This window comes from Ekhidna sp. (assembly GCF_040223195.1).
Classification (GTDB): Bacteria; Bacteroidota; Bacteroidia; order Cytophagales; family Cyclobacteriaceae; genus Ekhidna.
In genome coordinates this window covers 246,794-259,472 of the sequence record NZ_JAVKDX010000012.1, presented here as the reverse complement: position 1 = coordinate 259,472, position 12,679 = coordinate 246,794, and the positions used below count along the sequence as shown (strand labels likewise).

14 protein-coding genes are annotated in these 12,679 nt (G+C 42.3%); 6 read left to right on the top strand and 8 right to left on the bottom strand.

Features of this window, described 5'->3' with window-relative positions:
- The first annotated feature begins 214 nt into the window (after window positions 1–214).
- Window positions 215–2,134: a CASTOR/POLLUX-related putative ion channel gene (locus RLN88_RS06055; protein WP_350220483.1), complete on the top strand. Its 1,920-nt coding sequence runs from the start codon at window positions 215–217 to the stop codon at window positions 2,132–2,134.
- Here RLN88_RS06055 and RLN88_RS06050 read toward each other — a convergent pair.
- Window positions 2,131–2,304, bottom strand: a complete 174-nt coding sequence (locus RLN88_RS06050; RefSeq protein WP_350220482.1) for a hypothetical protein — start codon at window positions 2,302–2,304, stop codon at window positions 2,131–2,133. The genes RLN88_RS06055 and RLN88_RS06050 overlap by 4 nt on opposite strands.
- A gap of 182 nt (window positions 2,305–2,486) precedes the next feature.
- Here RLN88_RS06050 and gdhA point away from each other — a divergent pair, with 182 nt between their 5' ends.
- Window positions 2,487–3,836, top strand: coding sequence for an NADP-specific glutamate dehydrogenase (gdhA, locus tag RLN88_RS06045; RefSeq protein WP_350220481.1), 1,350 nt, complete (start codon window positions 2,487–2,489; stop codon window positions 3,834–3,836).
- Here the strand turns inward: gdhA and RLN88_RS06040 are convergent.
- Window positions 3,833–4,429, bottom strand: a complete 597-nt coding sequence (locus RLN88_RS06040; protein ID WP_350220480.1) for a bifunctional class I SAM-dependent methyltransferase/NUDIX hydrolase — start codon at window positions 4,427–4,429, stop codon at window positions 3,833–3,835. The genes gdhA and RLN88_RS06040 overlap by 4 nt on opposite strands.
- Before the next feature lie 125 nt (window positions 4,430–4,554).
- Here RLN88_RS06040 and RLN88_RS06035 point away from each other — a divergent pair, with 125 nt between their 5' ends.
- Both RLN88_RS06035 and RLN88_RS06030 read left to right on the top strand, forming a co-directional pair.
- A complete protein-coding gene (locus RLN88_RS06035; RefSeq protein WP_350220479.1) occupies window positions 4,555–4,887 on the top strand; it encodes a PadR family transcriptional regulator in 333 nt (110 codons plus the stop codon).
- Window positions 4,880–7,504, top strand: a complete 2,625-nt coding sequence (locus RLN88_RS06030) for an ABC transporter permease (protein ID WP_350220478.1) — start codon at window positions 4,880–4,882, stop codon at window positions 7,502–7,504. The genes RLN88_RS06035 and RLN88_RS06030 overlap by 8 nt, the downstream gene beginning before the upstream one ends.
- Here the strand turns inward: RLN88_RS06030 and RLN88_RS06025 are convergent, their stop codons facing one another.
- A complete protein-coding gene (locus tag RLN88_RS06025; protein ID WP_350220477.1) occupies window positions 7,505–7,879 on the bottom strand; it encodes an Hsp20/alpha crystallin family protein in 375 nt (124 codons plus the stop codon).
- 295 nt (window positions 7,880–8,174) lie between these two features.
- Between RLN88_RS06025 and RLN88_RS06020 the strand changes: the two genes are divergently transcribed.
- Window positions 8,175–8,762, top strand: coding sequence for a hypothetical protein (locus RLN88_RS06020; RefSeq protein ID WP_350220476.1), 588 nt, complete (start codon window positions 8,175–8,177; stop codon window positions 8,760–8,762).
- A gap of 64 nt (window positions 8,763–8,826) precedes the next feature.
- Complete coding sequence (locus RLN88_RS06015) at window positions 8,827–9,486, top strand: LiaF transmembrane domain-containing protein (RefSeq protein ID WP_350220475.1); 660 nt, start codon at window positions 8,827–8,829, stop codon at window positions 9,484–9,486.
- Here the strand turns inward: RLN88_RS06015 and RLN88_RS06010 are convergent, their stop codons facing one another.
- The 5 genes from RLN88_RS06010 to RLN88_RS05990 all read right to left on the bottom strand — a co-directional run bounded on the left by RLN88_RS06010 (window position 9,487) and on the right by RLN88_RS05990 (window position 12,672).
- Window positions 9,487–10,101, bottom strand: coding sequence for a LysE family translocator (locus RLN88_RS06010; RefSeq protein WP_350220474.1), 615 nt, complete (start codon window positions 10,099–10,101; stop codon window positions 9,487–9,489). It abuts the gene before it with no gap.
- Window positions 10,098–11,123: an ATP-grasp domain-containing protein gene (locus tag RLN88_RS06005; RefSeq protein WP_350220473.1), complete on the bottom strand. Its 1,026-nt coding sequence runs from the start codon at window positions 11,121–11,123 to the stop codon at window positions 10,098–10,100. The genes RLN88_RS06010 and RLN88_RS06005 overlap by 4 nt, the downstream gene beginning before the upstream one ends.
- A 6-nt stretch (window positions 11,124–11,129) precedes the next feature.
- The gene (locus tag RLN88_RS06000) at window positions 11,130–11,636 is read right to left on the bottom strand and encodes a DinB family protein (protein ID WP_350220472.1); all 507 of its coding nucleotides are present in this window, start codon (window positions 11,634–11,636) and stop codon (window positions 11,130–11,132) included.
- A 74-nt stretch (window positions 11,637–11,710) separates the two neighbouring features.
- The gene (locus RLN88_RS05995; RefSeq protein ID WP_350220471.1) at window positions 11,711–12,187 is read right to left on the bottom strand and encodes a regulatory protein RecX; all 477 of its coding nucleotides are present in this window, start codon (window positions 12,185–12,187) and stop codon (window positions 11,711–11,713) included.
- Window positions 12,188–12,192: 5 nt separating this feature from the next.
- Window positions 12,193–12,672 carry a YcxB family protein gene (locus RLN88_RS05990; RefSeq protein ID WP_350220470.1) on the bottom strand — a complete coding sequence of 160 codons (480 nt, stop codon included), beginning with the start codon at window positions 12,670–12,672 and terminating at the stop codon, window positions 12,193–12,195.
- Window positions 12,673–12,679 lie beyond the last annotated feature (7 nt).

Sequence of the window (12,679 nt, the reverse complement as noted above, 5' to 3'; positions counted from 1 at the left end):
CTTACTTTAAAAATACTACCAATTTTTTTGTGTCATCTTATTGACAATTGGCATTTTGAGCCTAAATCTCCCTCAGTCATAAATTTGCATTATTTTAGGAGTAGTTTTGCTGCCTGTAACCATGAATGATTCATTTTTGAATTAACGCAAGTCTGGAGTACTTTCATTACTACCAGACCTTAATTTTAAAAGGGCCGAAAGAAACAATCAAAACATGAGAAATATTTCCCTTCTAGATAGGATCAAGTATCGCTTTGACAGTTTTGTGTCTCAGGGTACCATCTCCATGATAAAAGGACTTGGTGTAATTACCGTTATCATTATTGTCATTTTTGGTACATTTCTATTGCTGCTTGGTTTACACCCTGATCACGACAATGAGTTCACAATATATGAATCATTTTGGGTAAACCTCACTCATGCGTTGGATCCCGGGGTATTGGGAAACCATGATGAAAACTGGCCATTCAGGTTGTTCATGATGCTAACCACGATAATAGGTCTGGTTATTATCTCCACGTTGATTGGTCTTGTTTCTAATGGTATTTTGACAAAGCTGGAAGCGTTGAGAAAAGGCCGGTCATTTGTGATTGAGCGGGATCATGTGCTCATCCTCGGTTGGTCTTCAAAAATATTTACAATCATCCCTGAGCTTGTAGAAGCCAATGAAAATCAGAAAAGGGGAGTAGTTGTTATCCTAGCCGATATGGATAAGGTGCTAATGGAGGATGAAATCAAGGACAAGGTGGGGAATACCCGAAACACTCAGGTGATCTGCCGAACAGGTAATCCGATTGATGTACATGATTTAAAAATCGCCAACCCCTTTGATGCAAAATCGATCATCATCCTGGACAAAGAAAATGAAAACTCGGACAGCCAGATCATCAAGACGATTGTGGCCATCGTAACCGATCCGAAAAGGGAAAAGCTTAGGGGCCTCCCCGAAAAACGACCATACCACATCACCGCAGAAATGGAAGATAAGAAAAACTTCGATGTGGCTAAGATGGTGGGGAAAGGTGAAGTGGAGCTGATCCTTTCTGATGAGATTATTTCAAAAATCATGGTTCAGACCAGCAGGCAGTCCGGTTTAAGTGTGGTTTATCAGGATTTGATGGACTTTGACGGAGATGAAATCTACTTTGAAAGCGCACCTTCTTTAGTAGGAAAGACATTCCGTGAGGTTCTTTTCGCTTATGAAGACTCCTCCATTATGGGGATACAATTTGAAGATGGTAGTGTATCCATCAATCCACCAATGGATACAATTTTCAATAGTGGGGACAAGGTTATCGGCATCACAGCAGATGATGATACGCTGGTACCTAATGCCAAACCAACCGAGCCCATTGAAAGCAACATCGTGTATACAGAGCCTGAGCCACAAGATGCTGAAAAGCTCCTGATTGTAGGATGGAACAATCGGGCGAGATATATCATCCGGGAGCTTGACAATTACGTGCCGCCAGGATCGGAGGTTCACATTGTCTCCAAGTTTGGAGATGCGGAGAAAACAGTAGAAAAACTTAAAAATACTGTTAGCAACATTAACATTGATTTTGAAGTAATCGACACAACTGGCAGGGAAACGCTGGAATCAATGAACCTGGAGAAGTATGACTACATCATACTGCTTTGCTATCAAAATTATTTCCCCATTCAGGAGGCAGATGCACAAACGCTAATTACCCTTCTTCACTTAAGAAACTTTACTGAAATAAAAGGAAGCAAGTACAAAATTGTGAGTGAGATGCTCGACATCCGAAACCGGCAGCTTGCTGATATCACCAGTGCAGATGACTTTATTGTAAGTGACAAGCTGATCAGTTTATTGATGAGCCAGGTTTCCGAAAACAAAGATTTGATGCGTGTATTTGAAGATCTGTTTGATGCAGATGGGTCTGAGATTTATATCAAGCCGGCCAAAGAATATGTGCAAACCGGCGTTCCGATGAATTTCTATACCATACTGGAGTCTGCTGCGAGAAAGAATGAAGTAGCAATAGGATACCGAACAATTAGCAAAGCAAGAAGTGCCGATGAACAATACGGTGTGGTATTGAATCCTGTGAAATCAGAAGAGTTTACCCTTGCGGAAAACGATATGGTTATCGTTCTGTCCGAGGATTAAGCACCTTTCAGTGCCTCTCTTATCTCCTTCATGGCCTTCCTTCTATACAGCCTCGTGCTGTGGTTAGTAGGTTTGATGTTTTTGATGTAGTCCAAAACATCACTTTGCTGATGGCCATTTAAGCTCTGAACCGAAGAAATAATCTCGTTTTCTAGTCTTAAATAATTCATGTTGATAGTGGTTTATATCACAGTCAATTTACGATTCACGTGTTAGTCAGGTTTTAGGTTAATATTGTATTTCGATTAAATACGCTTGACCTAAGTTTAACATTGACAATATTCCGTCTTTTTACGGATCATTTTCAGATAAAAAACCCCTAAATTCATCTCATAAATAGAACTATCACAACATGTCCAATCACTCCAAAGAAATCTCGCAATTTGTAGATTCAGTTGCGAAGAAAAACCCCCACGAGCCTGAGTTTTTGCAAGCAGTACACGAGGTGGCCGAAACTATTATCCCATTTATTGCTGATAAGCCAAAATATAAAGATTCTCATGTGCTAGAAGCAATGTGTGAGCCCGAAAGAGTATTTATGTTTCGCGTGCCCTGGATCGACGATAAAGGGAAAGCGCAGATAAACAGAGGCTATCGAATTCAAATGAACTCAGCAATAGGCCCCTATAAAGGAGGTCTAAGATTTCACCCATCGGTAAACTTGAGTATTCTCAAATTTTTGGCCTTTGAGCAAACGTTTAAAAACAGCCTGACTACCCTGCCCATGGGAGGCGGAAAAGGCGGTTCTGATTTCGACCCAAAAGGAAAAAGCGACAATGAGGTTATGCGTTTTTGCCAAAGCTTCATGACTGAGCTGAGCAAATACATTGGCCAGTTTACAGATGTGCCTGCCGGAGATATTGGTGTTGGCGGCCGGGAGATCGGCTACCTCTTTGGTCAATACAAACGGGTTAGGGATGAATTTACGGGAGTGCTGACCGGCAAAGGGCTGCCTTTTGGTGGGTCGCTCATCAGACCGGAAGCCACCGGGTATGGATGTGTCTACTTCAGTAAGGAGATGCTTTCATTCAAGGGCGATGATCTGGACGGCAAGACTGCTTTGGTATCCGGGTCTGGAAACGTTGCACAGTTTACCGTAGAAAAACTCCTTCAAAATGGCGTGAAAGTAGTCTCCATGTCTGATTCTGGAGGGACTGTATATGATAAGGAAGGTTTTACGCAGGAAAAACTTGAGTTTGTAAAAGAACTGAAAAATGTGAAGCGGGGCAGGATAAAAGAATACGCCGATAAATACGGTGCGGAATATCATGAGGGGAAAACCCCTTGGCACATTAAATGTGACATTGCCTATCCATGCGCTACTCAAAACGAGCTTCACCTTGATGATGCCAAAGTATTGCAGAAAAACGGATGCATTGGTGTGTATGAAGGCGCCAATATGCCGTGCACCGCAGAAGCCATTGAGGTGTTCAAAGAGCATAAAATGATGTTTAGCCCGGGTAAGGCATCCAATGCCGGAGGTGTGGCTACATCAGGACTAGAGATGTCACAAAACTCGCTTCGACTGTCGTGGACAAGAGAAGAAGTAGACGATAAGCTGAGAGGCATCATGCAAAACATTCACGAAAACTGCGTGAATCATGGTCAGGTGAGCAAAGATTATGTAGACTATGTGAAAGGAGCGAATATCGCAGGATTTGTGAAGGTGGCGGATGCCATGCTTGCACAAGGGTGCGTTTAAAGCTTTTTCAATAGCGCAAAACTCTGCGCTCTTTCATTTTGGTAAATTACGGTTTTTAAGGGTTCGATTTCTTCGAACCCTTTTTTTGTTTCTTCATAGAGATCTTCTGTCAGTGAAAACCTTATTTTTCCACCAGGAAATTCCCATTTTCCATCGGGGAGCGGTTTTGCTATTGAACTTCCAACTACGGAATCCATCGAAAAATATAGCAATCCGGATTCCTTAAGAAGTTTGTCCATTGCATTGATCATCAACTTGAAATCTTCCTCATCCCTGGCAAAGTGTAATACTCTGCTGCAAATGATAATATCAAAAGGCTGATTGGGTTCTTCGGTTCGAAAATCAGCAACCTTGAAATTCGCATTTACTCCTTCTGAATTTTTGGCCAGATACTCCACCAGGCGAATCCCAGATTCCTCCAAATCCCACCCGTGATATTCATAACCATTTTGCAAAAAGTAGATTGCATTCCTGCCCTCACCACATCCCGCATCCAAAATACGTCCACCCTCTGGGATCTTTCCTTTTAGGATCGCATCCATCAGGAATAGATCCATATCCCCAAAGTGATTATTGATATCGCTATTATTCATTTTAACCAATTACGACAAAATCGAAAGAAATATGTTGTTATATGAAACTACTTGTCTAAATTTTCGTTTTCGACAAAATCGAAAGAAATCTGTAACCATCCTAAATTTATAAAAGTAACATCATTGTGAAGGGAACAAATCTGGGTGAATTAGAAGAATTGGTTATGCTATCTGTAGGCATCCTCTATGATGATGCCTATGGTCTGGCTATTCAAAAAGAAATCAAAGAACGCTGCAAGCGTAGTATCACGATCAGTACAGTTCACTCTGTGACATCCAGACTGGAGGAAAAGGGGTATCTGAGCGCCAGATACGACGGAGCTACCCCGGAGCGAGGTGGTAGAAGGAAAAGACTATTTCAATTGACCACTTCAGGCAAAGCCGCGATTACAAGAATGAAAGAAATGAGAGATGAAATGTGGAAGTCTATGCCAGAAGTAGCACTGACAAATGGATAGAAAGCCTAGAATTCTTTCGTTTACAAGCGATCTGCTTGAGCGCTTTTGCAAGCCCTCCATTTTGGAAGGAATACTAGGTGACTTGGAAGAATCATATCTGGAAAACAAAGAAATAAAAGGGGCTTTTAGAACCAATATCATTCATCTTTTTCAGGTGCTGGGGTTCTTGCGGCCAAGATTTAGAAAAAGGTCAAAACACTCAAATATTGAAGCTATGTTTAAAAACTACCTCATTGCAACTGTTAGAAATCTGAAACGGCATAAGTTTTATGCCTCCATCAACATCTTTGGACTCGCTGTTGGTATGGCCGCCGGATTTATGATTCTCCAGTACGTGTATCAGGAGCTCACATATGATACATTCATCCCTGACAAAGAGAATATCTATAGAGTTCAAACCAATAGATACAACCAAGGTGAGCTGTCCACACAGTGGGCGGCTGGAGCCGCTGGAGCTGGGCACTTTTTGAATCGTGATTTTCCGGAGGTAAAAGAATTTGTAAACCTAACTCAGAGCAGAGCTCAAATTTCATACGACAAGAAGTACTTTGAGCTTTCTAATCCCTACTATGCCGGCAAGAATTTCTTCAAATTTTTTTCTATTCCACTCCTAAGAGGCGTGGACAGTATCGCCTTAAAGGAACCAATGACCGTTGCATTGAGTGAGTCACTTGCAAAGAAAATATTCGGTGACGAAGATCCCATGGGCAAGATGATCAAGCAAAATGATGCTTATGATTTTAAGGTAACCGCAGTTTTTCCTGATTTACCTGAAAGATCTCATATGAAGTTCGATCTTCTTTATTCATTCGATTCATTTGTATTCTTCACAAGTGAAGATTCCAGAACCGAATGGAATTGGGATGGTTTTTTGAACTACGTGAAGCTACACTCTGGGGTGAATCCACATCTACTTGCCGAAAAATTTGATCCGTGGCTCACCGAACTCATAGGGGAAGAAGATCAAACAAATTTTAGAATCGAGCTTATTTTGCAACCTCTCACTAAAATTCATCTTACATCTAACTATCGAGCAGAAATAAAGCCAACAGGGGACGAAAAGACAACTTACTTTCTACTTATTATTGGTCTCTTTGTTCTTTTCATAGCATGGATCAACTATGTGAATCTGACAACCGCTCGGGCATTGAGTCGAGCTAAAGAAGTGGGCATCAGGAAGGTGCTTGGGAGCCATAGAGCGCAACTTATCGGTCAGTTTTTATTCGAATCCTTCTTCCTGAACGTGATTTCATTCACAATTGCAGCACTGTTTGTTGTCCTGATTTTCCCGACCTTCAATGGTTTTGTTGGAAAAAGCATCCCATATACATGGCCCGATGCTCCATTTTTCTGGGTTGGTCTTGGCTTAGTGTTCCTATTAGGTTTGATCATTTCAGGATTCTATCCTGCATTTGTACTTTCCAACTTCAAGCCTATTTCAGTACTAAAAGGAAAATTTACCTCAAGTACAAGTGGAAACAACCTAAGAAGAGCTTTAGTTACATTCCAATTTTTAGCCTCGGTGGTGTTGATTACCGGCACATTTGTAGTCTACAAACAAATGTACTTTCTGCAATCGCAGGACTTAGGTGTGAAGATTGATCAAACAATGGTTATAAAAACTCCAGTTTATCAAAGTGATTCGGTAATGTCCATAAAAGATGCAGTTTTCAGAAATTTCATGGATTCAAATCCCACTATCAAAGACTACACAACTTCATCGGCTGTTCCTGGCCGAACACCCAACTGGAATGCTGGTGGCATAAGGCTATTATCTCAGGATGATTCGGAAAGTAACCAATACAGAATACTTGGTGCCAATGCCAACTTCACAGAATTTTATGGGCTGGAATTGGTCTCTGGCAGAGCTTTTGATAAGACATTTGGGTCGGAAGAAAGCAATGTGCTTTTAAATGAAGCTGCTGTTGCGCAGATGGGATTTAAAGAGGCAGAGGAAGCCATCAACCAAAAAATCTTGTTCTGGGGAGATACCTTCAATATTGTGGGGGTGGTAAAAAACTATAGGCAAGAATCCCCGAAGCAGGCCTATGACCCCCTAATTTTTAGATACTTCCCATCTACTTCCGGATTCTACTCGGTCAAAGTAAGTAGCCATATAGCTGATGCTGTAGACTATATACAAGCGAATTGGGAAGCTGCTTTCGGCAACAAAATTTTCGACTTCTTCTTCTTGGATGACTATTACAATGAACAGTATAAAGCTGAAGTAAAGTTTGGATCAATCTTCGGGCTCTTTGCAGCACTTGCCATCTTGGTGGCCTGTTTAGGTCTCTTTGGGCTGGCTTCTTACAACACCAGTCTGCGCTCAAAAGAGGTCGGAGTAAGAAAGGTGCTAGGGGCTTCCATCCAGCAACTTTTGACCTTGCTCACATGGGATTTTGTGAAACTAGTGGTTGTCTCAATTGTCATTGCCGCTCCTTTAAGCTGGTGGCTGATGACCAACTGGCTCAATAATTTTGAAAATAGAATTCAGCTTGGACTAGCAATATTTTTGACCCCTGCCATTTTAATAGTACTGATTGCAATAAGTACCGTAGCATTTCACACATTCAAAACAGCACGGCTCAACCCTGCCGACACATTGCATGATGAATAATTATCGCTTAAAGATGTCTATTTCCTTTTGAAATCCACCGGACATCTCGCTGAAGGGTAGGATCACCACCAGCAGGTCATCTTCATACTCCGCGTGGATATTTTCCAACTCCACATCAGTTGAAATTTTGATAATGCCCAGAATATTCGGGAGGGTGTATGCATTTACGTGAATGTTCTGATAAATCATCAGGTCACTCCCGTTTACTTCTACCTTAATATCATCAGGCTCAATCGTAGGTGCGCTTACTTCCAGGCGATAGTGATCCTTTTCAGTCGTCGTATTAAAAGTAGGATAAATACTTCCCCCATGTATCGTGTTTATGATGTTGGCGGTCTCTGCCAGCCGTTTACTCACATTTTTATCAACTCTCATTTCAGTCTCCTTTCTTCGGTAAAAAACAAAAGCCATTCCAAAAACCCCAACGTGCCACTATGGCCGAAGCTTATATCCATACGGTCATTTTGGCCGGATACTTTATTCAACAATTCATCCGGCGCTGGAAACATTCCATCATTTTCTCTGTCCTTCCAATGACCTGAACACATAATTTCATAACTCAAAAGACAAACACTATACACATGAAATGAGCGTAGATGATAAACACCAACCGGTGAATGAATACTATTTATGCGAATTCCATGTGCCTAGAAAATTAAACACTATACACATGAAAAGGACTTTTACTATTCTATTGCTTGTGATGTCTATTATCACAATGGCTCAAAGCGAACGGCCAAAAACCCTCATTGGAAGCGACCCTGAAGATATCTCGGGTTTTGGAGCGGTTTTGTTTTCCTTCATGCCAATCGACGGAGACCTATCCACCCTCACTGGTGGCGGAGGGGCTATACTTTTTGACAACACTTTTTTTATTGGCGGGTATGGTCTTGGCCTCACTGGAAACAAAAATGTGACGGTTGGGAGCACAGAGTATACCTCAAGCTTCGGTCATGGAGGCTTTTGGCTAGGGTACAATATCAACCCTGACAACCTCCTTCATTTTGGCGTAGAAACTAAACTTGGCTGGGGCGGGATCACCACAAAATCACTTGCTACCAATGAGCAGGTAAACAAAGACGATGTATTCATTTTCAACCCGCAATTTATGGGGGAGGCAAATATTGCCTATTGGTTTAAGGTGAATGCTGCCATCGGATTCCAAAAGACGATTGGTGTGGACAATCCCTACTTCGATTCCGGTGACTATGACGGGCCTACGTTCGGCATATCGCTGTTGTTTGGATGGTTTAATTGATCAAATGCTGTAAATTCCCGTTTAAGCATCCTGCTTCATATTGAGGCAGGAAAACATTTTTCTTATGGCATCATCAAGTCACAAACGGGCGATCATCGGGATCATTCTGGTCATTATTGGATCGATTTTCCTTTTGGATAATCTGGGTTTCAACATTGAAATCCCTTACTATCTCTTTTCCTGGCCTGCCATTTTGGTTGTTTTGGGGATCGTCAACCTCCTCTCGGGAAATAGCAGGGCTGCTATGATCCTAATCGGGCTTGGTGCTGTCTTCTATCTCCATCACTTTGATGTAATAAATATCCGAACGTTCTGGCCGGTGATCCTTATTGTCATTGGCCTATCGGTGATCCTGAGAAAAAAACCTACCGTAAAGAAAATTACTGAGGCTGATGACAATTACTTTGATGAAGTGGCCATATTCGGTGGGACGGAAAAAAAATACATCTCGGACAACCTTCAAGGAGGCAAAGTCACCAATATTTTTGGTGGCTCTGAAATCGATCTCAGAGGATCAAAAGCCCAGGACGGTGCAGTGATCGAAATTTTCTGCATGTTTGGTGGGGTAGAGCTCATGCTCCCGGAAGATTGGAAAGTGAACATGGGTGCCACCGCCATTTTTGGTGGCTTCAGCGACTCCAGAAAATCAATTAGCAGCAATGCCACTAGCACCGTTCACATCAAAGGGTTCGTCATATTTGGGGGTGGGGAGATAAGGAATTGATCAGAAGATCAGTTTTGAAAGGAAGTAAACTCCCAATCCTAAAAGAATAAAACCCGGCACTTTGTGAACCAGAAATGAATTATCAGCGATTTTGGTAAAGCGCTTACCCAGGGCGTCTACCGTAAGCAGCAAACAAAATGTACCTGTCGACAAGCCAATCAAATACGCCCAAAACCCAAACTCCGAAACATCCACCCATCCATCTCCCTCAAGCTGCGCCGTGATAGCCAGCCAAAAAGGAATCGTCATTGGATTGAGAATGCCGAGCAGCATACCCTTTCGGAAGCCATGCCGACCAGTGATTTTTTCCTCCACCTTCACTGTTGTGGAAGTAGATTTTGAGAATATATTCCAGATTCCCAAGCCAATGAGCGCAAGAGAAGTGATAATCCTGAAATAGACAGCCACAGTTTCATTGTTTGTCAGGAGCAGATGAAACTGCACCGTAATGCCCACATAGACAAATTCAATAACAGATGCTGCGAAAGCCAAAAAAATAGCCGCCCGCTGTTTCTTCTGCATCGATAGCTGCATCACGGATACGTTGATCGTGCCCGGAGGAATGGATCCGAAATAGCTTACTACAAATGCAACAATTAATGTCTGTACAATCATTTACTGGCAAGCAGGCGATTATATCGTTGGTGCGATTTCCATTTTCTGAAGCCCCGCTTAAAACTCCAATAGGAATGCCCGTTTTTTCGATTTTGAGCACTAATATCCGACAAAACCCCTAAATGCCAAAAGAGGTCACGGTATGCTTTGATCAAAGAATATCCCGGCTGATAGATATGTGCAGGCTCTGCCCCTGCACCATTTAGCTCCAGGATTTTAAAGTTTCTAAGCTGTCTCAGCTCTTCATAGGATTCGCATTTCAAGTCGAAGCGGCCAAAGTAGAAGACCGGTATTTGATCCGCCAGTTTATTGAATGCTTCATTTAAGCCCTCATCTATTTCGTGATTGTCACTTAAAAATTTTGTGCCTCTACAATGGTTACCGATTGGTTCCACTAGCACATCTTCGGACTGTTTGGGAACATATGTCTCAATCCATTTGTGCTTTTCGCTATTCAAGTTTCCAGTCAGAGCGGCCCGTGGATTTTTTTCAAGCAATTGCCTTACTGTGGATCGCCCATCCCCGGTTACTTTTAGAAAATCCTTTCGCACGATGGAGGTGACCCTGCCTTGATTTTCATTTGGGTACCTTATAAAAAATACCCCAAGCTCGATGGGCATTTCAACCAATTCCTGAAGCAGGAAATCGACCGGACAGGTTTCGGTATAACTTCTCAACTCAGCCTGATCATTTATCTTTTTCACCCAGGTCCCACGCTCCCCGATATCCGGCTTGGCAATCAGCGGAAAACCGATTTGCTCACCAAAAAGTGCTGCACGTTCCAGATCTCCTTTTCCAATCAAAATCGTCTTTGGAAGATAAATTTCTGGTATCAATTTGAAGATGTCTGACTTTCTCTCGCCCAGCATACCACCAAACTCAATGCTGGGATTAGCCGCCGTAAAAAAGAAAAGCGATCGGTTCTTCAAAGCCAACCACCCGTAATAAATGAAAACAGGAAAGTACAAAATGGAGAAAGGCCAATACTCCCAATTAGTCAGTCTAATCAGTAGCTTCTTCAAGTGAGGTCAATTGGCTTTGGAGGCTTGGTATCTTACCGTAGAGCTGGCTACTCCAAAGTGCTCCGGCAATGAAATGTAATTCAGCGATTGCCTCACGGCGATTTTGATCAACGCCATATGATGGATTGCATGCTCGATATTGTAAGAAAGCTCTCGGTAAAAACTGCTTCTCATACCGGCATTTGATCCTTCCCGCTCTGTATAGTTCGCCTCAAATCTTAGCTCAAAGTCTTCCTCATTCTTGTCCAGAAAATCCTGGATGGAATCAATTACACTGCAAGCCAGTTTGCGATCTGTCTCAATCAAAGTGTCATGTTTGCGCTGATCATAATTTACCACCCCGTCATTTTTCGCATCAAAAAGGCAGATAAAAAACTCTAGTGTATGACGGATATGCTGACCAAACGTAGAGCCACTCAATTCCTCCAACGGTCTGGAAAAATCCTCTTCCTTGCAAGATTGAATAATATGATCCAGTTGAGAAAGCAGATCCTTAGCTGATGTGTGAAGCATAATCTTTGAATATCGAAAATTAAACTTACGGATTTTCCAGCTTACTGATTTTATAAATTTTAAAAAAAGTAAGGCTAAAGACTTTCTGAGCTTAACTTATTAATAGCACTCCAGATCAAATCCATTTCGAATCCTTTCCCGGCCAGGTAAGCAACTGTTTTTTGTTTTCGTTTCATGGAATCTTCCTTTTCCAGCTTACTCCACTTGGACTTTGCAAGCTCCAACAATCGCCCCTCGTACTTTTCTGGATCAATTCGATCTAGTGCCTCCTGGATAGCGCCTTGGGAAAGCTTGTGAGTGTAGATGTGTGCTTTGATTTTTTGCTTCCCCCAAGAGTTGAATTCAAACTTGTCATTGCAAAAAGCATTGGCGAACCGCTGCTCGTCTACAAAGCCTTCTTTGCTTAGCTCAGCAACCAGCGATGATGCCTCCTCGTGGGTGAGTCCCCAGCTTTGAAGTTTCTCTAAAAGTTCGTTGGGTGAGCGCTCCCTAAAAGCACAAAACCTCCCCGCCCGCTGCTTTGCTTCCCTTATCCCAAGCTTGCGAGCCATGGCAATTATTTCTCCGGAATGTAGCCTTTTCTCTTCAGCACAGTTTCAATGAATCGGATTTCATTGTCGTTGTTGAAAATTTTAAAAGGAAGGTGAACGAGCTGTGCTTTGCTGGCAAAAAGAACGAAAGCATCTTTTCCCTTTTTTGCTCGCTTGATTTGATCCCATTTCATCGGCATGCCTTGCTTGGCATTCATCTTAATGAGGATTTGCTGGGATGAGATTTCGTAGGACAGCTTCTGAAACATGAATTTGCCCTGCTCTAGTTGAGTGATGCCAGCAAACTGGATCAGCCAAAAAAGCATGTAAAGAGCAAGCGCAATGGTTGCCCCGGTGATCCACCAATGGCTTGGTGCCAAAAAGTAGCCTGAGCATATTGCTACATAAATCAGGAAGACCCACCACTGTTGTTTTAGGGCAGCTTTAAATGCAATGCCGATGTATTTTTTGGTTGGAAGCTGGTATTTTTTTGTTCGTACGATCATGGCTCAT

Coding starts and splice junctions, on each gene's coding strand:
- RLN88_RS06055 (WP_350220483.1), top strand. CDS start 215: ATGAGAAATATTTCCCTTCTAGATAGGATCAAGTATCGCTTTGACAGT.
- RLN88_RS06050 (WP_350220482.1), bottom strand. CDS start 2,304: ATGAATTATTTAAGACTAGAAAACGAGATTATTTCTTCGGTTCAGAGC.
- gdhA (WP_350220481.1), top strand. CDS start 2,487: ATGTCCAATCACTCCAAAGAAATCTCGCAATTTGTAGATTCAGTTGCG.
- RLN88_RS06040 (WP_350220480.1), bottom strand. CDS start 4,429: ATGAATAATAGCGATATCAATAATCACTTTGGGGATATGGATCTATTC.
- RLN88_RS06030 (WP_350220478.1), top strand. CDS start 4,880: ATGGATAGAAAGCCTAGAATTCTTTCGTTTACAAGCGATCTGCTTGAG.
- RLN88_RS06025 (WP_350220477.1), bottom strand. CDS start 7,879: ATGAGAGTTGATAAAAATGTGAGTAAACGGCTGGCAGAGACCGCCAAC.
- RLN88_RS06020 (WP_350220476.1), top strand. CDS start 8,175: ATGAAAAGGACTTTTACTATTCTATTGCTTGTGATGTCTATTATCACA.
- RLN88_RS06015 (WP_350220475.1), top strand. CDS start 8,827: ATGGCATCATCAAGTCACAAACGGGCGATCATCGGGATCATTCTGGTC.
- RLN88_RS06010 (WP_350220474.1), bottom strand. CDS start 10,101: ATGATTGTACAGACATTAATTGTTGCATTTGTAGTAAGCTATTTCGGA.
- RLN88_RS06000 (WP_350220472.1), bottom strand. CDS start 11,636: ATGCTTCACACATCAGCTAAGGATCTGCTTTCTCAACTGGATCATATT.
- RLN88_RS05995 (WP_350220471.1), bottom strand. CDS start 12,187: ATGGCTCGCAAGCTTGGGATAAGGGAAGCAAAGCAGCGGGCGGGGAGG.
- RLN88_RS05990 (WP_350220470.1), bottom strand. CDS start 12,672: ATGATCGTACGAACAAAAAAATACCAGCTTCCAACCAAAAAATACATC.